The sequence below is a fragment of the Paraburkholderia hospita genome (assembly GCF_002902965.1).
Lineage (GTDB): Bacteria > Pseudomonadota > Gammaproteobacteria > Burkholderiales > Burkholderiaceae > Paraburkholderia > Paraburkholderia hospita.
This window is the reverse complement of the sequence record NZ_CP026106.1, coordinates 3,049,287-3,064,893: the sequence shown is the minus strand read 5'-3', so window position 1 is coordinate 3,064,893 and position 15,607 is coordinate 3,049,287. Positions and strand designations below refer to the sequence as shown.

General features: G+C 62.2%; 14 protein-coding genes. 10 read left to right on the top strand and 4 right to left on the bottom strand.

Features of this window, described 5'->3' with window-relative positions; all coding sequences use genetic code 11:
* Nucleotides 1-15: 15 nt before the first annotated feature.
* The 3 genes from C2L64_RS32255 (at nucleotide 16) to C2L64_RS32245 (ending at nucleotide 2,601) form a co-directional block, all read left to right on the top strand.
* Nucleotides 16-846: an amidohydrolase family protein gene (locus tag C2L64_RS32255; RefSeq protein WP_009769734.1), complete on the top strand. Its 831-nt coding sequence runs from the start codon at nucleotides 16-18 to the stop codon at nucleotides 844-846.
* 88 nt (nucleotides 847-934) lie between these two features.
* The gene (locus C2L64_RS32250; protein WP_007746083.1) at nucleotides 935-1,678 is read left to right on the top strand and encodes an SDR family oxidoreductase; all 744 of its coding nucleotides are present in this window, start codon (nucleotides 935-937) and stop codon (nucleotides 1,676-1,678) included.
* A 74-nt stretch (nucleotides 1,679-1,752) separates the two neighbouring features.
* Nucleotides 1,753-2,601: an ureidoglycolate lyase gene (locus C2L64_RS32245; protein ID WP_009769733.1), complete on the top strand. Its 849-nt coding sequence runs from the start codon at nucleotides 1,753-1,755 to the stop codon at nucleotides 2,599-2,601.
* A 696-nt stretch (nucleotides 2,602-3,297) separates the two neighbouring features.
* Here the strand turns inward: C2L64_RS32245 and C2L64_RS53490 are convergent.
* Both C2L64_RS53490 and C2L64_RS32240 read right to left on the bottom strand, forming a co-directional pair.
* Entirely contained in the window at nucleotides 3,298-3,483 is a 186-nt protein-coding gene (locus C2L64_RS53490) for a hypothetical protein (protein WP_143055820.1), read from the bottom strand.
* Between the two features lie 5 nt (nucleotides 3,484-3,488).
* Nucleotides 3,489-3,944: a PaaI family thioesterase gene (locus C2L64_RS32240; protein ID WP_007587559.1), complete on the bottom strand. Its 456-nt coding sequence runs from the start codon at nucleotides 3,942-3,944 to the stop codon at nucleotides 3,489-3,491.
* Nucleotides 3,945-4,185: 241 nt separating this feature from the next.
* Between C2L64_RS32240 and C2L64_RS32235 the strand changes: the two genes are divergently transcribed.
* Entirely contained in the window at nucleotides 4,186-5,796 is a 1,611-nt protein-coding gene (locus C2L64_RS32235; protein WP_007587561.1) for a methyl-accepting chemotaxis protein, read from the top strand.
* Between the two features lie 927 nt (nucleotides 5,797-6,723).
* Here C2L64_RS32235 and C2L64_RS32230 read toward each other — a convergent pair.
* Nucleotides 6,724-7,824 carry an AGE family epimerase/isomerase gene (locus tag C2L64_RS32230; RefSeq protein ID WP_007587487.1) on the bottom strand — a complete coding sequence of 367 codons (1,101 nt, stop codon included), beginning with the start codon at nucleotides 7,822-7,824 and terminating at the stop codon, nucleotides 6,724-6,726.
* Between the two features lie 163 nt (nucleotides 7,825-7,987).
* On the opposite strand from C2L64_RS32230, the gene C2L64_RS32225 reads away from it, so the two are divergent.
* The 5 genes from C2L64_RS32225 (at nucleotide 7,988) to C2L64_RS32205 (ending at nucleotide 13,130) form a co-directional block, all read left to right on the top strand.
* Nucleotides 7,988-8,662 (top strand): MgtC/SapB family protein, encoded by a 675-nt coding sequence (locus C2L64_RS32225; protein WP_007587489.1) that lies wholly within the window; start codon nucleotides 7,988-7,990, stop codon nucleotides 8,660-8,662.
* Nucleotides 8,663-8,880: 218 nt separating this feature from the next.
* Nucleotides 8,881-10,149 carry a hypothetical protein gene (locus C2L64_RS32220; RefSeq protein WP_007587490.1) on the top strand — a complete coding sequence of 423 codons (1,269 nt, stop codon included), beginning with the start codon at nucleotides 8,881-8,883 and terminating at the stop codon, nucleotides 10,147-10,149.
* 945 nt (nucleotides 10,150-11,094) lie between these two features.
* Entirely contained in the window at nucleotides 11,095-11,385 is a 291-nt protein-coding gene (locus C2L64_RS32215) for a hypothetical protein (protein ID WP_007587494.1), read from the top strand.
* Between the two features lie 163 nt (nucleotides 11,386-11,548).
* Nucleotides 11,549-12,478 (top strand): 3-hydroxyacyl-CoA dehydrogenase family protein, encoded by a 930-nt coding sequence (locus C2L64_RS32210; protein WP_176133752.1) that lies wholly within the window; start codon nucleotides 11,549-11,551, stop codon nucleotides 12,476-12,478.
* A 37-nt stretch (nucleotides 12,479-12,515) separates the two neighbouring features.
* The gene (locus C2L64_RS32205) at nucleotides 12,516-13,130 is read left to right on the top strand and encodes a flavin reductase family protein (RefSeq protein WP_007587496.1); all 615 of its coding nucleotides are present in this window, start codon (nucleotides 12,516-12,518) and stop codon (nucleotides 13,128-13,130) included.
* Nucleotides 13,131-13,157: 27 nt separating this feature from the next.
* Here C2L64_RS32205 and C2L64_RS32200 read toward each other — a convergent pair whose 3' ends face one another.
* A complete protein-coding gene (locus tag C2L64_RS32200; RefSeq protein WP_007587497.1) occupies nucleotides 13,158-14,540 on the bottom strand; it encodes a polyhydroxyalkanoate depolymerase in 1,383 nt (460 codons plus the stop codon).
* A 246-nt stretch (nucleotides 14,541-14,786) separates the two neighbouring features.
* Here C2L64_RS32200 and C2L64_RS32195 point away from each other — a divergent pair, with 246 nt between their 5' ends.
* Nucleotides 14,787-15,440 carry a glutathione S-transferase family protein gene (locus C2L64_RS32195; protein WP_007587498.1) on the top strand — a complete coding sequence of 218 codons (654 nt, stop codon included), beginning with the start codon at nucleotides 14,787-14,789 and terminating at the stop codon, nucleotides 15,438-15,440.
* The last annotated feature ends 167 nt before the right edge of the window (nucleotides 15,441-15,607 follow it).

Genomic DNA, 15,607 nt, shown 5'->3' with positions numbered 1-15,607 from the left:
GGTTCGATCAACATCATGCAAATCGACGCACACCAGCATTACTGGAACCCCGAGCGTGGCGACTACGGCTGGCTGACGCCGGATCTCGCGCTGCTCTACCGCACGTTCGGTCCTGACGATCTCGCGCCGCTGCGCGAACGCGCGGGCGTGTCGCGCACGGTCGTCGTGCAGGCCGCGCAGACTGTCGATGAGACGCGGTATCTGCTCGATCTCGCGCGCAATGAAGCGTCGATTGCGGGCGTCGTCGGCTGGGTGCCGATGCTCGATGCCAACGCGCCCGCATTGATCGCCGAGCTCGCGCGCGATCCGAAATTCAAGGGCGTGCGGCCGATGCTGCAAGACTTGCCCGACGACAACTGGATTGCCAACCCCGCGCTGAAGCCCGCCGTCGATGCGTTGATCGGCCACGACCTCGCATTCGATGCGCTGATTTTCACGCGTCACGTCGATGCGTTGGAAACATTCATCAAGCGCTTTCCCCAACTGCGCGTCGTGATCGATCACGGCGCGAAGCCGCCGATCCGCGACGGCAGCGCGGGCTGGCACGCGTGGGCCGAGGGCATCACGCGGCTCGCGCAATTGCCGCATGTGCATTGCAAGCTGTCCGGCCTCGCGACGGAAGCTGCGCGAGGCTGGACGGAAGCGACGCTGCGTCCATACGTCGATCATCTGCTTGCCGCATTCGGGCCGAACCGCCTGATGTGGGGCAGCGACTGGCCGGTGCTGAATCTGAACGGCGACTACCTGCTATGGCATTCAATCGCGACAGAGCTACTTGCGTCGCTCTCCGATGCCGAACGCGACGCGGTGTTCGGCGGCAATGCGGCGGCGTTCTACCGGCTTTGACGGTTCAACGGGAATTCCACATTCGCGCCGGTGAGCAGCCGTTGCAATACCCGGTATGACTCAAACGCCAATCCAACGGGAGCCTTAAATGGTACAAAGACTGGCCGGCAAGACGGCCTTGATCACGGCAGCGGGACAAGGCATCGGCCTTGCGACGGCCGAGCTTTTCGCGCGTGAAGGCGCGCGCGTCATCGCCACCGACATCCGCATCGACGCGCTCAAGGACAAGCCCGTCGAAGCGCGCCAGCTCGATGTGCTCGACGGCGCGGCGATCAAGGCGCTTGCTCAGGAACTCGGTCCCATCGATGTGCTGTTCAATTGCGCAGGCTACGTGCATGCGGGCTCGATTCTCGAAGCGAGCGAGGAAGACTGGGACTTCGCATTCGATCTGAACGCGAAGGCAATGTACCGGATGATCCGCGCGTTCCTGCCCGCGATGCTGGAGAAGGGCGGCGGATCGATCATCAATATGTCGTCGGCGGCGTCGAGCATTAAGGGCGTGCCGAACCGCTTCGTGTATGGCGCATCGAAAGCCGCTGTCATCGGTCTGACCAAGGCCATCGCCGCGGATTTCGTCACGCGGGGTGTACGCTGTAACGCGATCTGTCCGGGCACGGTACACTCGCCTTCGCTCGAGCAGCGGATCGCCGAGCAGGCGAAGGCGCAGGGTGCGACGGTCGAAGCGGTGCACGCTGCGTTCGTCGCGCGTCAGCCGATGGGCCGTGTCGGCAAGCCGGAGGAGATTGCTGCGCTGGCGTTGTATCTGGCGTCGGACGAGTCGGGGTTCACGACGGGCCAGGCGCATGTGATCGACGGCGGCTGGTCGAACTGAGCCACGCGGCGCGTGCGTGAAGCACGGACGACGTTTATGAACCACGGAATCACTGAACAGAGGAAACTGCAGCGATGAAACTGCTTCGTTATGGACCGAAGGGCCAGGAAAAGCCGGGCTTGCTGGATGCGCAAGGCAAGATTCGCGATCTGTCGAAAGTGGTCGGCGATATCGACGGCAGCACGTTGACGGATGCGGCGCTTGGCGAATTGCGCGCGATCGATCCGGCGACGCTGCCGGTTGTCGAAGGCAATCCGCGCATCGGGCCGTGTGTCGGCAAGATCGGTAAGTTCGTGTGTATCGGGTTGAACTATGCGGACCATGCCGCTGAGTCGAATCTGCCTGTGCCGAGTGAGCCGGTTGTCTTCAACAAGTGGACTAGCGCGATCGTCGGGCCGAACGACGGGATTGAAATTCCGCGTGGCTCGAAGAAGACCGATTGGGAAGTGGAACTGGGCGTCGTGATCGGCAAGGAAGCGAAGTATGTCGATGAGGCGAATGCGCTTGATTATGTGGCGGGTTATTGCGTGATCAATGACGTGTCCGAGCGTGAGTGGCAGATCGAGCGTGCCGGGCAATGGGATAAGGGCAAGGGGTTCGATACGTTTGGGCCGATTGGGCCTTGGGTTGTTACGCGTGATGAGGTTGCGGATCCGCAGAATCTGAAGCTGTGGCTCGAGGTGGATGGGCATCGGTATCAGAACGGCAGCACCAAGACCATGGTGTTTGGTGTGGCGAAGCTTGTTTCTTATCTGTCGCAGTGTATGAGCTTGCAGCCGGGGGATGTGATTTCTACTGGCACGCCGCCAGGAGTGGGGATGGGCGTGAAGCCTGAGGCTGTTTATCTGAAGCCGGGGCAGACTGTGAAGCTCGGGATTGAGGGGCTCGGGGAGCAGCAGCAGAAGACTTATGCGGCGGAGTAATTGCCTGCGGCGCTGAGTTTTTTTGCCGTTTTGCAATGGCATTTGCGGTTCGGGTTTTTCTGCCTTTGCGGTGGCATCCGGGTTTGATGGTTTTATGCCGAGGGCGGTTTGGTTTGCTTGTGTTTTCGCTGGCATCCGCGTTATGCCTTCGTGCTTCAAGCGTCGCCCCTGTGCGGGGCGGCACCTACTTTTCTTTGCCGCCGCAAAGAAAAGTAGGCAAAAGAAAGCGGCTAACACCGCCAACATTTCTTCTTGCCTGAGGGCACCCAAACGGTCCCACGCTTCACACGGCAATCACGTGACTCATGTTTGCTGCCAGCGCTCTTGCGGTGCGCCTCACCCGCTTCGCGCGCCCGCGTCGCAGCGCGCCGCGCCGGATATTCCTCCGTCGCCCAGGTGGCAAACTGTGTGTAGGCCGTAGCACCTCACACGCCTCACTCCGGACCGATAGTACACGCGTCCCACCCAGTAAGAGCGCCAAGCTGTACGACGCGACAACCTACACACAGTTTGCCACCTGGACAGCGCAAACCATTCGCTGCCGCTAGCTCTTGTTCGGGTGTTTGAAGTGGGTGAGGCGGTCATTCGAAGCGTTGGCAACGAGCGCGAACAGAAATGCTGCCGTGTGAAGCGTAAGACCCTTTGGGGGCCCTCAGGCAAGAACAAGGATTGGCGGTGTGAGCCGCTTTCTTTTGCCTACTTTTCTTTGCGGCGGCAAAGAAAAGTAGGTGCCGCCCCGCACAGGGGCGACGCGTGAAGCACGAAGGCATAGCGCGGATGCCAGCGCAAAGGCAAGCACATAACGCCAAAGGCTTGCGCAGCAAACACCGCATCGCGGATACCAGCGAAAAAACCAAAAGCACCACCCAGCGTCGCAGACAAAAAAATCACTCGTGCAAACGTCGCTCCTCATACGGACCCCCAGCCTCCGTCCCATCCCCGATACGATTAATAGTCCCTTGAGCGACAGCGACAAGCCTATCCTTATCCCCATCGGTAACAAACACACTGCACTGACAGGTAGCCTGCTGCCGCCCCACATACACCACTTCCGCCCGTGCCATCAGCACGCCCGTCATCGCGGGCCGCAGATAGTTGATCTTGTACTCGCCCGTCACAACGCGAGGCCCAAGCGCCAGCGCGCCGGCAAAAGTGAGCGCGTTATCGGCGAGATAACTGATCACCCCGCCATGCACGAAACCATGCTGTTGCCGCAATTCGTCGCGGATCGGCAGGCACAACGTCAGCTCATTCGCGCCGACATACATCAGTTCGGTGCCGAGCAGCACGCTGAATGGCTGGGCGTGCAGTGCGCCACGCGCCCGGTCGAGTAGGTCTGTCATCGTCGTTCCTTCGGGCATAACCCGCGTGGCGATGTCCCAACTCTAGGAAGCGCAAATGCAGCGCGTCAAGGAAATTCGAAGAATTGCACGGCAATTATTGTGCAAATCGACGTAATCGCGCTGCGTAAGCTTCCGAAATACTCAAACACTGGGAATTTTGCCGACGAACACTCAAGGCATTGCCTGACATTGCCGTAAACCCGGATGCACTCCCGTCCTTCTCAGCAATTCAGGTGTTTCGATGTTCAGCAAGATCAAAGTCGCTTCAGGCTTGTTATGCGTTCTGGCCGCTTTCTGTATTTTCCAGCTGGTGACGGAGGGGCTCGGTTTCTGGTCGATGACCCGCACGCACGACGACGTCAACGATCTCGCGAACGTCGCGCTGCATCAGGTGGATGCCGTCAATGAGACGACGCAGCATCTGATGGACGCACGCATCAACCTGTCGCGCGCCGGCACGCGGATGGTGCGCGGCGGCGCGGAACCGACCGATATCGTCCAGCACGCGCGCGAGCAGCTCACCGCCGCGGACCGATCGTTCACGGTCTTCATGAACGCCCCGAAACTCAACGACGAAAACAACGCGCGCGCCGCCGCGCTCAACGAGAAGTACCAGAAGATTCACACTGCGCTCGGCGAACTCGCGCAATACCTCGACGCGGGCAATATTCAGGCGTTCCTCGACCAGCCGACCCAAGGCATGCAGGACGCGTATCTGACCGAGCTGCACAACTTCACGCAATTCGGCGACGCGACGGGCCGCGCGTCGATGGATTCGATCGACGGACGTCAGACGCTGTTCCGCTCGGTGGGTCTGGTGATTCTCGCGTTGCTGCTGGCGGGCACGGCGGGCGTATACGTGGCGCTGCGGCGCGGCGTCGTGGGTCCGCTGGAAGAGGCGGGCCGGCACTTCGAGCGCATCGCGCAAGGCCGCCTGAACCAGCCGATCGAAGCGCGCGGCACGAATGAAATCGGACGTTTGTTCTCGGGCCTGTCGGTGATGCAGGCGAGCGTCGCGCGCACTGTGAAGACCGTGCGCGAAGCTGCCGATTCGATCTATATCGGTGCCGACGAAATTGCCACGGGCAATGCCGATCTGTCGGCGCGCACGGAGAATCAGGCTGCATCGCTCGAAGAGACGGCGTCGAGCATGGAAGAGCTGACGGCGACCGTACGCCAGAACGCCGACCACGCACGCGAAGCGAATGCCCTCGCGGAGACTGCACTCGATGCGACTTCGCATGGCAGTGAGGTCGTCAATCAGGTCGTCGCGAAGATGCACGGCATCGCGCAAAGCTCGGACCGTATTGCGGAGATCATCACGGTGATCGACGGGATCGCGTTCCAGACCAACATTCTCGCGTTGAATGCGGCCGTCGAGGCGGCGCGCGCTGGCGAGCAGGGACGCGGCTTTGCTGTCGTCGCGGGTGAAGTGCGCGGTCTCGCGCAGCGCAGCGCGCAGTCGGCGAAGGAGATCAAGGAACTGATCAGCGAGTCGGTCGCGGAGATTCAGGGCGGGTCGGTGCTGGTCGAACGCGCAGGCGAGGCGATGCGCAACGTGTCGGAGTCGATTTCGCGTGTCACGCAGATGATGGCTGAGATCAGCGCTTCATCGCTCGAGCAGAGCACGGGTATCGAGCAGGTCAATCAGGCTGTCGTGCAGATGGATGAGATGACGCAGCAGAACGCGGCTCTCGTAGAGGAGGCTGCGGCTGCGGCTTCTTCGTTGCATCAGCAGACGCGGCAGATGAAGGAGGCTGTGGCTGCGTTTGAGATTTCTGATTCGGTTTTGAGTTCGCATCGCACGCGGGGGGGATTGGCGCCGGTGCTCGGCGGGCATGTTGTTGGGTGAACGCGCGGGTTCGGTTTGGTTTTTTTGCTTTTGCGTTGGGCCATGTGTTAGCGCCTTCGCGGCGCGTTTGGTTTGGTTGTTCTAGCCTGTGCGCTGGCATCCGCGTTATGCCTTCGTGCTTCACGCGTCGCCCCTGTGCGGGGCGGCACCTACTTTTCTTTGCCGCCGCAAAGAAAAGTAGGCAAAAGAAAGCGGCTCACACCGCCAGTTCTTGTATTTGCCTGAGGGCCCCCAACTGGTCCCACACTTCACACGGCAACGTCCTTGTTCGCGTTCGTTGCCAACGCTTTGAATACACGCCTCACCCACTTCAAACACCCGAACAAGAGCTAGCGGCAGCGAATGGTTTGCGCCGCCCAGGTGGCAAACTGTGTGTAGGTTGTCGCGTCGTATAGCTCGGCGCTCTTACATGGCGGCACGCGCGCGTTATCGGGTTCGAAGTGAGGCGTGTGCAGTCCTACGGCCTACACACAGTTTGCCACCTGGGCGGCAGTGGAATATCTGGCACGGCGTGCTGCGACGCGGGCGCGTGAAGCGGGTGGAGCGCTCATTCAAAGCGTTGGCAACAAGCATGAGTCACGTGGTTGCCGTGTGAAGTGTGGGACCGGTTGGGGGCCCTCAGGCAGGAAGAAGGATTGGCGGTGTTAGCCGCTTTCTTTTGCCTACTTTTCTTTGCGGCGGCAAAGAAAAGTAGGTGCCGCCCCGCACAGGGGCGACGCGTGGAGCACGAAAGCAATGCGCGGATGCCAACGCAAACACGAGCAAACCAAACCGACCGCGCCGCAAAGGCAAAACGCAAATGCCAGCGCAAAGTCCAGAACACCGACCGGCAACGCGCGCGCCGCGAAGGCAAAACGCAAATACCCGCGCAAAGTCAAAAACACCCAACAACAACGCCCGCGCCGCGAAGGCGCAACCACCAAAACATCAAACCCCAGGCAATGCCGCATAAGCAGTAGCAAGATGATACGGCGTCGTCGAAGGCATCTCCGCCCGCGAGACCTCACCCGTTTGCGTCTTGCATTCAACCCATCCACGCGCATTCAAAAACCGCGGCTGGAACCGCCCAATCTGCTGCGGCAACACTGCCCGCACATCATCATCATCATGCACAGCAAGCGCACGCAGATACTCCGTCTGCGCCCAGATCCGCTGCGTTGAATCCTGGACCCCACCCGCTTCATCGAGCGCCGCGTGCACGCCGCCCGTCGTCGCATCGACGCCGTTTTCGTGCGCGAACAAAAACGCACGCGCGAGCGCCTCACGCAAACCCGACCCGGCGAGCACATCGCCCGCCTGCCTCACGAGCCAGAACCATTCGAACTGATGCCCCGGCTCGAGCCGGTTGTCCACGCTACCCACGGGCAGTTCGGCAATACACCCCGTCGGCTGATGCACAAAAGTACGCGCGATGGCGTCGCCGAGCTTGGCGAGCGCCGTATCGAACGCGGCGTCCTGAGTAGCGACGCGCGCCGCGAGCCATGCCTCCGTCAGATGCATCAGCGGATTTTGCAACGGCATGCCGTCCGTGCCCGAGAAGCCGGCATCGAGCGCAGCGTGTAGCAGGCCATCACGGGCAGCGAAGCGGTCCTCGATCAGCGACGACGCGCGATGCACGATGTCCAGCGCATCGCGGTTGCCCGAACGCGCGCCGTATTCGGCGCATGCAAACACGACGAACGCGTGCGTGTACAGGTCTTTTGTGGTGTCGAGCGGCACGCCTTGTGCGTCCACGCTATAGAACCATCCGCCATGCGTGCGGTCCTCAAAGATATGGGTCAGCGATTCGAACAGACGCTGCGCATGCTGCATCTCGCCTGACAGCGCGAAAACGAACAGCTGGCGCGCGCACGCCATCGCCCGGTAGCGGGTGACGGGCAGCGGTGTGCGGCCGTCGGCGGCGACGGCTTCGTACGGCAGTCCGAGCGCGGAGTTGAAACCCGGGCCTCGCCAGATCGGCAGGATGATGCGTACGAAATGCTCGCGCAGCGCGGCTGCGAGCTCAGACGTCGATGCAGTTGCATTCATGGTGCGGAAAGTCGAAAAAGGAATAAGAGGCGTACGCGCCGATGTTGCAGCATAAGGCAAACGGCGCGCACCGGGCATCAGGGCGCAGGCGCCGTAAGACAACGGCAGGGGCAACGGCTAGGGCAAAGACAAAGGCAACCGGCGACATAACAAGGAGAACAACATGATCGGCAATTTCGAACTCATTTCCCGGCTCGTGCTCGCGGCAGCACTTGGCAGCGTGATCGGCTTCGAGCGCGAGCGGCTTTCGTGGGCGGCGGGGCTGCGCACGCATATGCTCGTATGCGTCGGTTCGACGCCCATCATGATCGTGTCGGCGTTCGGCTTCGCGGATGTGCTCGGCAACCAGCACGTCGTGCTCGACCCGTCGCGGATCGCAGCTCAGGTCGTATCCGGCATCGGCTTTCTGGGCGCCGGGTCGATCCTGCTGCGCGGCGAGATCATCCGCGGCCTGACGACGGCGGCGAGCCTCTGGTCCGTCGCCGCGATCGGGCTGGCCGTCGGCGGCGGATTGTACACGGCGTCGGTCGCCGCTACGATCATCCTGGCTGGCATCAAGCCGATCGAGAAGCGCTTCATCACGGTCAAGCAGCGCCGCCAGCTGTCGCTGCTAGTCGAGCGCGGCTCGATGACGTTTCATACGCTGCACGAGGCGCTCGGTCCGGCGAGCCCGCGCGTCAGACAGTTCGTCATGCAGCAGAGCGACGACGATGCGCAAATGGACGAAGTGACGATCACACTGCACCGCGTCTCGTCGACGGAATATGCGGCGGTCTGCGGTCAATTGCGCGCGCTCCAGGGCGTCAAAGAATTTCGGGACAACGGCGAGCCGACATAAACGGGATCTGCGCATGATCGTCTGGCGACGGGCAGCGCGGGTCGTGGCAAGTCTGGTGGCAAGTCTGGCACCGTCGCGCGAAATGCCGTCCCAAAAAGGCTGCGATCCACTTCTGTGACCCTCTTTGCATGAGACAATGCGGGCTCTAGAAAAATACCGACGTCAGCGGTGACGGGCGCCTTGAATGGCGACGAACGCTGCGCTCCCGCTTTTCCTACATGGCAGATTCCGCAGAATCCACGATTTCCCGCCCGTCGCGCGCCCGTTCGCAGAATCGGCGCACGTCCACTGTCTCTCCCGAAACCGAAAACAAGCTTGCGCGCGCCGCACGCTCGGCGCAGCGTCTCGCGCAACTGAGCGATGCCGCACGCGACGGCAGCACGCTCGACCTCTTCCCCGACGACACCGCACGCGCCGAGCAGCAGGCGATGAGCATCGACGTGCGGCAAGGCACGCTGCAAGGCTTCGAATTGCCCGATGTCGTGCTGGCGGCTGTCGGTGCGCCGGATGGCGTGGGTTTTGCGGCGGGTACGGCGGAAGGGAAGGCTGCCGGACGCACGGTGCGTGGCGCGGCGCCGTCGAAGGATCTGGCGGCTGGTGCCGTTCCGCACGACGGGCAGATGGTGATCGATACGGAAGCGGGCGCGCTGGAGCCGGCTGTCGCCGAAGGACCAACGCTGGCTGCTTCTATCGATGGCGAAGTTGCGCCGGCGGCCACGAAACCGGCTCAGTACGCGGCTGAGACCGCGACTCCGGACGTGCCGACGCAGGCTGCGTCGCTGGCGGCGGCGAGCGTCGTGCGCAGCGTCGCGGCGCTGCGTCAGATTTCGCCGCCGACCAATGCCGCGCATGCCGACGCTGCCGCCGATACCCAAAGCGATAGTTCGCCTGCGACCGCCGATGTGGCGCAGCGTTCCGCGAACCCAGATAGCAAGACAGCACCGGCGGTCGCGTCCGAAGTGTCCGTGCATGGCGCGAACGCGGCGGCCTCGAACGCGCAGCCCACACGTCCCGCGCCATACATTCCGCCTCCGCAGATGCCCGCGTCGCGCGTTACGCCCGAACTGGATCACGCACGCGCGACCGCGTTCGCCGATACCGTCGATGCGCTCTACGGCGTGATCGCCGACCAGCGCCGCGCCGCCGACGACCACACGCGGCGCATGAAGTGGATGCTGACGATCGTCGTCTGCGCCTTGCTGATGACGATCGCGATTGGTATCGCGCAGACGCTGTTGCTGTTTCGCCTCTCGCATCAGTCGACCGCGCACGAACAGCGTATCGAACAGATGATGCTCAACCAGCAGGCGACGCTCGCGACGCTGCTCGACACCGATTCGTCGACCACGAGCCTTCCTGTCAGCCTCCAGGTTCCGGCGGCGCCTGCAACTCCGACGCCCGCGGCGCCTACGGCAACAAAGCCTGCCGAAACGCATGTGGCGCACGCGCAGCACGTCCAGAAGCGCAAGTCAGCGCACACTCACTAAGCCTCGTCCGCCCGTCGCGCCCATCTGCGCAGCGGGCTTTCTCCAATTCCTGCCTTAAGCCTGCGCGTACGGCAGCGGAACAATGCGCAACTAACCGTCTGCGCGAAATCACACCGCCGACATTCGTGGCGCTCCGTTGTATCCACGCATCAGCCTTGCAAAAAACAGGGGCGGGTCTGGAAGCCGCATGCTGTGGACGTGTTGCGACGCAATATCGCCTGAAAGCCCATGCGGCGAATGACCACACCGGAAAATTGCTGCATTGCACTAGCTTTCGGCTAGGGAAAACCCTATACTTCTTCATAAGGGAAAACCCTGAACCACCAACCCAACCGGGAGTCGCCATGAACTATCTTTTCGCGCTGTTCCAAAAGGTTAGCGACCTCTTCGCGTCGCCTCACTTGCCTCTGGATTCGGATTATTCGTACGAAGCACGTCACCGCGAAGCGGAGCGTGTTCGCAAGTCGCAAGCAACCTTGTTCGGTGTCCGTCTTACCGACTAATCGGTAGGGCGCCCATAAAAAGACGTTGCACTGCGCATCTCGCCGCCATCCAGAAGCGGCGAAACTGAAAAGCCCGGCCTGCCGGGCTTTTGTTTTTGCGCCTCAGAAAGCCATTAAGCGCCTCGAAGAAAAACGCTCCCGTCATTGCGCACACCGTCGTAATCGCCCGCGCATTATTTCCACACCGAAATGAATGTAACAGGGGCTCTACGGACGCAGACCATCGCGCATCGCCAAACTGCGCACAGCCTTGTGAAAACACGGCAAATCCCCGCGCGAACCCGTATTCGTCGCCCACACCGTATGAAATGTGCGCTTACAAGTCCTCACGTCTGTGAAAAGTCTGCGCGGCTAAAGTGGGTCTCAAGCGAACGGCGAATCTCATGACCGTCCCGGTCGATCCAGCCATCGCTCGCAACGAAACTCGAAAGGGAGAATAGCCATGAATGCCATCAAGAAGACTTCGCGTTCGATCGTCGCCGTGCTGATCGCTGGCGGTGCACTGCTCGGCGCAGGCAGCGCCTTCGCGCAATACGCACCCATGCACACGCAGCCCGTGTATGAGCAGCCGCACATGATGCCTGTGGGCGTGCAGGTCAATATCGGCTGGCACGGCGACCGTTACTACGACGGCCACCGTTACTGGGCGCACGACGACTGGATGCGTCATCACCCGCACGAGCGCGACCCGTACCATGACCGCGACCATCGTCCGCCGCAGGGACGTTACTAAGACCGTCTGACGGCACGCTTCGCGCCGCATGATGCGGAGTGAAGGACGGAACCAGGGCCGGCCGCTCGCAAGAGCGCGCCGGCCTTGTCGTATCCGCCGTCGAAAAAATATGCGCTGCGCTATGCTTTTGAACTTCGATCAACAACACACACAGAAACGGGGAATGGGTTTGAGCAAGCCAGTCGTAGGCGTAGTGGGAACGGGATTGATGGGCGTCGGCATTGCGACGCAAAGCGCGCTGCACGGACACAGGACGATCGTCCACGACGTCGATGCGGCGCGGCTCGAAAGCGTCGCGCCGAAAGCGCGAGCCGTGCTCGACGAACTGATCGACGCGGGCCGCATCGACGGGCAGGCAAAAGAAGACGCGCTGTCGCGCATCGAAACGAGCGCCACGCTCGACGCCATGGCCGACGCGCATATCGTGATCGAGGCGATCCCCGAAGTGCTCGAACTGAAGCACCGCCTTTACGCACAGTTGAACGAGGTGCTGCGCGACGACGCGATCCTCGCCAGCAACACGAGCGGCTTTCCGCCCGATCAGTTGACCGCGCCGCTGCGCGCGCCGGAGCGCTTTCTGATCGCGCACTTCTGGAATCCGCCGCACATGATCCCGCTCGTCGAAGTGGTGCCGGGCAGCGACACGGCGCAGCACGCGATCGACTCGACCGTCGCGCTGATGCACGCGATCGGCATGGAGCCGGTCGTGTTGTCGAAAGCGATTCCGGGCTTCGTCGGCAACCGGCTGCAATTCGCGGTGCTGCGCGAGGCGCTGAACATCGTGCGCTCGGGCGCGGCGACACCCGATGTCGTCGACCGCGTGATGAAGGCGTCGCTCGGCAAGCGCTGGGGCATCGTCGGGCCGTTCGAAGGTGCGGACATGGGTGGCCTCGATACGTTCGTCGATATCAGCACGCACCTGATGCCCGCGCTCGCCAAGGACGAAGACGTGCTCGATCTGCTGCGCGAGCACGTGCAGGCGGGGCGCGTCGGCGTGCGCAGCGGCGCGGGCTTTTACGACTGGGACGACGCGCAGACCGCGAAGGTCAAGGCGGGACGCAAGCGCGTGATTCAGGGCAACGGAAAGAACTGAGCGGCACGCAACGGTCAACTACAACGAGAGCGACATCATGTCGGACGTCTATTTCTACGATCCAGCGAACGGCCACGGCCTGCCTCACGATCCATTCAAGGCGATCGTCGCGCCGCGCCTGATCGGTTGGGTATCGACGCGCTCGGCGGGCGGTCAGCTGAATCTCGCGCCGTACAGCTTCTTCGGCGCGTTTTCGACGTTTCCGTCGATCATCGGATTCGCTAGCGAAGGCCGCAAGGACAGCATCCGCAATATCGAAGAGACGCGCGAGTTCGTCTGGAATCTGGCGACGCGCCCGCTCGCCGAGCAGATGAACCGCACGTCGGCGCCCGTCGCGGCGAACGTCGACGAGTTTCAGCTGTCGGGGCTCACACCCGTCGCGGGCCGCAACGTGTCGGTGCCGCATGTCGGCGAGTCGCCTGCCGCGCTCGAATGCAAGCTGCTGCAAATCGTGCAGTTGCACGATCTGAGCGGCAAGCCGATGGACAACTGGCTCGCGCTGGGACAGGTGGTCGGCGTGCACATCCAGAACGCGTATCTGAAGGACGGTCTGTTCGACACGCACGCCGCGCAGCCGATCATGCGCGCGGGCTATCGCGCCGACTACGCGCAGATCGGCGACATGTTCCAGATGATTCGTCCGACGTCCTGATTCCCTGATTGACGCTCGCCACGCTGTTCATTCGGTGGCGGGCTCGTCGGAAGCCAGATCGACGTCGACCGCTTCCGTGGCGGCGGGCGTCGTGCCCGCCGGCGTCGTCGCGCTCGACGCGGCCGCCGGCGCGAGCGTCAGCGACGCCTGCGCGCCACGCGTGGCGACGGGCACCGCACGCGGCTCGTTGTCGTGAATCACGGCGCGGATGCGCGGATAAATCTGCCGCTCCCAGCGCTGTCCGTTGAACACGCCATAGTGCCCGACGCCCGTCTGCACATGATGCGTTTTCAGATACGGCCGCAATCTGTCGCACAGATCCTGCGCAGCGAGCGTCTGCCCGACGGCGCAGATATCGTCGCGCTCGCCTTCCACCGTGAACAGCGCGGTGCGCCTGATCTTCGACGGCTCGACGCGCCGTCCTCTCACTTCCAGTTCATGCAGCGGCAGCGCGTGCCGCTGAAACACGGTATCGACGGTTTCGAGGTAGAAGTCCGCCGTCAGGTCCATCGTCGCGAAGTATTCTTCGTAGAAGGCGCGGATCGCTTCCGCCTTCTCCGGGTCGCCCTTCGAGCGCTCGTGATACATCGTTTCGAACGACTCCAGATGCCGTTCCAGATTCATCGCCATGAACGCGTTCAGCTGCACGAAACCCGGATAGACGCGCCGGAACGCGCCCTGAAAACCGAACGGCACCGCGCTGATCAGATTCTGTTCGAACCATTCGATCGGCTTGCTCTTCGCCAGTTCGTTCACGCGCGTCGGGTTCACGCGCGTGTCGATCGGGCCGGCCATCAGCGTCATGCTGGCGGGCTGCGCGGGATGGTCGTCGGCGGCCATCAGCGCGACGGCGGCGAGCGCGGCAACCGTCGGCTGACAGACGGCGAGCAGATGCGTACCCTGGCCGATCGTGTCGGTGAAGTCGATCACGTGCTGCACGAACTCGTCGAAGCCGAAGCGACCCGCCGAAAGCGACACATCGCGCGGGTTGTGCCAGTCGGTGATGTAGACGTCGTGCTCGGCGAGCATCGTGCGCACCGTGCCGCGCAGCAGCGTGGCGAAGTGGCCCGACATCGGCGCGATCACCAGCACGCGCGGCTGCGGCACGTCGAACGACGCATGCTTGCGGAAATGCAGCAGCGAACAGAAGGGCGTCGACTGCACGACTTCTTCGATCACATCGACGGCTTGCCCTTCGACCTCGACGCTGTCGATGCCGAACGGCGGGCGCCCATGCGTGAGGCCCGCGAGCGTCAGCAATTCGGCCGATGCGCGCAGCGTCCTGCCGGATTGCGTGGCGGCATACTCGGGCCACGCGTCGAGCGCGCCCTGTACCAGCGATGCGCCATGGCGCAACGGCAGCATGAAGTTGGCGAACGCCTGGTACGCCGGATAAGCGAGCGGATTCATGGCTTTCGCACGAAGAGAACTTGAGGCAATGAGAGGCAAGTCATATGCCAGCGGAGCTAAACGTTGGCGTCGGCGGAATGGGCTGCTGCGGCGACGCGTTGGCATAGCCTTTGCGCGTTACTTCGCAAGATGCCGGCTATGCCGCTATTTGGTGCGCGCATGCACGGTATCGTGCATCGCGAGCCGCGCATCGCAGCGCGATGTTCCTCCGAGGAGCGAGACATGCCGAAACCGATGGCCGACACGATGACTGCCACTACGCTGACGATCAGCAGCCGGAACTATTCCTCGTGGTCGCTGCGCGGCTGGCTGCTGGCGAAGTTCAGTGGCTTGCCGTTTGAAGAGATCGTGATGCCTGTTGATGATCCCGCTGCGCGGGCTGAGTTGCTGCTGCTGTCGCCCTCTATTCTCGTGCCGTGTCTTGTGCATGATGGCATTAAGGTGTGGGACACGTTGGCTATCGCTGAGTATCTGAACGAAGTGCGGCCTGAAGCTGGGCTGTTGCCGAAGGATCGTAAGGCGCGCGCGCATTGCCGTGCGATATGCGGTGAGATGCATTCGGGATTCAGTTCTTTGCGTTCGGCGTTGCCGATGAACCTGAAAGCGCACTTTCCGGGCTTTAAGGTGTGGGCGCGGGCGCAGTCGGATATTGATCGTATTGTGACGATCTGGCGTGAGTGTCTTGAAGAATACGGTGGGCCGTATCTGTTCGGCGAGCGTAGCGCTGCGGATGCGATGTATGCGCCTGTTGTTACGCGCTTTGTCACTTATGATGTGCAGCTCGATGCCGATATCGTTGCTTATGGGCAGAGGATTCTTGCGCTGACTGAGATGCAGCAGTGGATCGCTGAAGCGCAGTTGGAAGTCGATGAGATCGACGAGCTTGATGTTGAGTTTTAGGTTTGGTGTGTGTTGGGTTTGCGACGTTGTGGGGTTTTGGCTTTGCACTGGCATCCGCGTTACGGTGTCTGCCATTCAAGCGTCGCCCCTGTGCGGGGCGGCACCTACTTTTCTTTGCCGCCGCAAAGAAAAGTAGGCAAAAGAAAGCGGCTCAAACCGCCAACATT

What these genes read in the sequence shown, in the direction of transcription:
- C2L64_RS32225 (WP_007587489.1), top strand. Translation starts at nt 7,988, where the DNA reads ATGATCGGCAATTTCGAACTCATTTCCCGGCTCGTGCTCGCGGCAGCA.
- C2L64_RS32230 (WP_007587487.1), bottom strand. Translation starts at nt 7,824, where the DNA reads ATGAATGCAACTGCATCGACGTCTGAGCTCGCAGCCGCGCTGCGCGAG.
- C2L64_RS32215 (WP_007587494.1), top strand. Translation starts at nt 11,095, where the DNA reads ATGAATGCCATCAAGAAGACTTCGCGTTCGATCGTCGCCGTGCTGATC.
- C2L64_RS32205 (WP_007587496.1), top strand. Translation starts at nt 12,516, where the DNA reads ATGTCGGACGTCTATTTCTACGATCCAGCGAACGGCCACGGCCTGCCT.
- C2L64_RS32195 (WP_007587498.1), top strand. Translation starts at nt 14,787, where the DNA reads ATGACTGCCACTACGCTGACGATCAGCAGCCGGAACTATTCCTCGTGG.
- C2L64_RS32235 (WP_007587561.1), top strand. Translation starts at nt 4,186, where the DNA reads ATGTTCAGCAAGATCAAAGTCGCTTCAGGCTTGTTATGCGTTCTGGCC.
- C2L64_RS32255 (WP_009769734.1), top strand. Translation starts at nt 16, where the DNA reads ATGCAAATCGACGCACACCAGCATTACTGGAACCCCGAGCGTGGCGAC.
- C2L64_RS32210 (WP_176133752.1), top strand. Translation starts at nt 11,549, where the DNA reads ATGGGTTTGAGCAAGCCAGTCGTAGGCGTAGTGGGAACGGGATTGATG.
- C2L64_RS32250 (WP_007746083.1), top strand. Translation starts at nt 935, where the DNA reads ATGGTACAAAGACTGGCCGGCAAGACGGCCTTGATCACGGCAGCGGGA.
- C2L64_RS32200 (WP_007587497.1), bottom strand. Translation starts at nt 14,540, where the DNA reads ATGAATCCGCTCGCTTATCCGGCGTACCAGGCGTTCGCCAACTTCATG.
- C2L64_RS32220 (WP_007587490.1), top strand. Translation starts at nt 8,881, where the DNA reads ATGGCAGATTCCGCAGAATCCACGATTTCCCGCCCGTCGCGCGCCCGT.
- C2L64_RS32240 (WP_007587559.1), bottom strand. Translation starts at nt 3,944, where the DNA reads ATGACAGACCTACTCGACCGGGCGCGTGGCGCACTGCACGCCCAGCCA.
- C2L64_RS32245 (WP_009769733.1), top strand. Translation starts at nt 1,753, where the DNA reads ATGAAACTGCTTCGTTATGGACCGAAGGGCCAGGAAAAGCCGGGCTTG.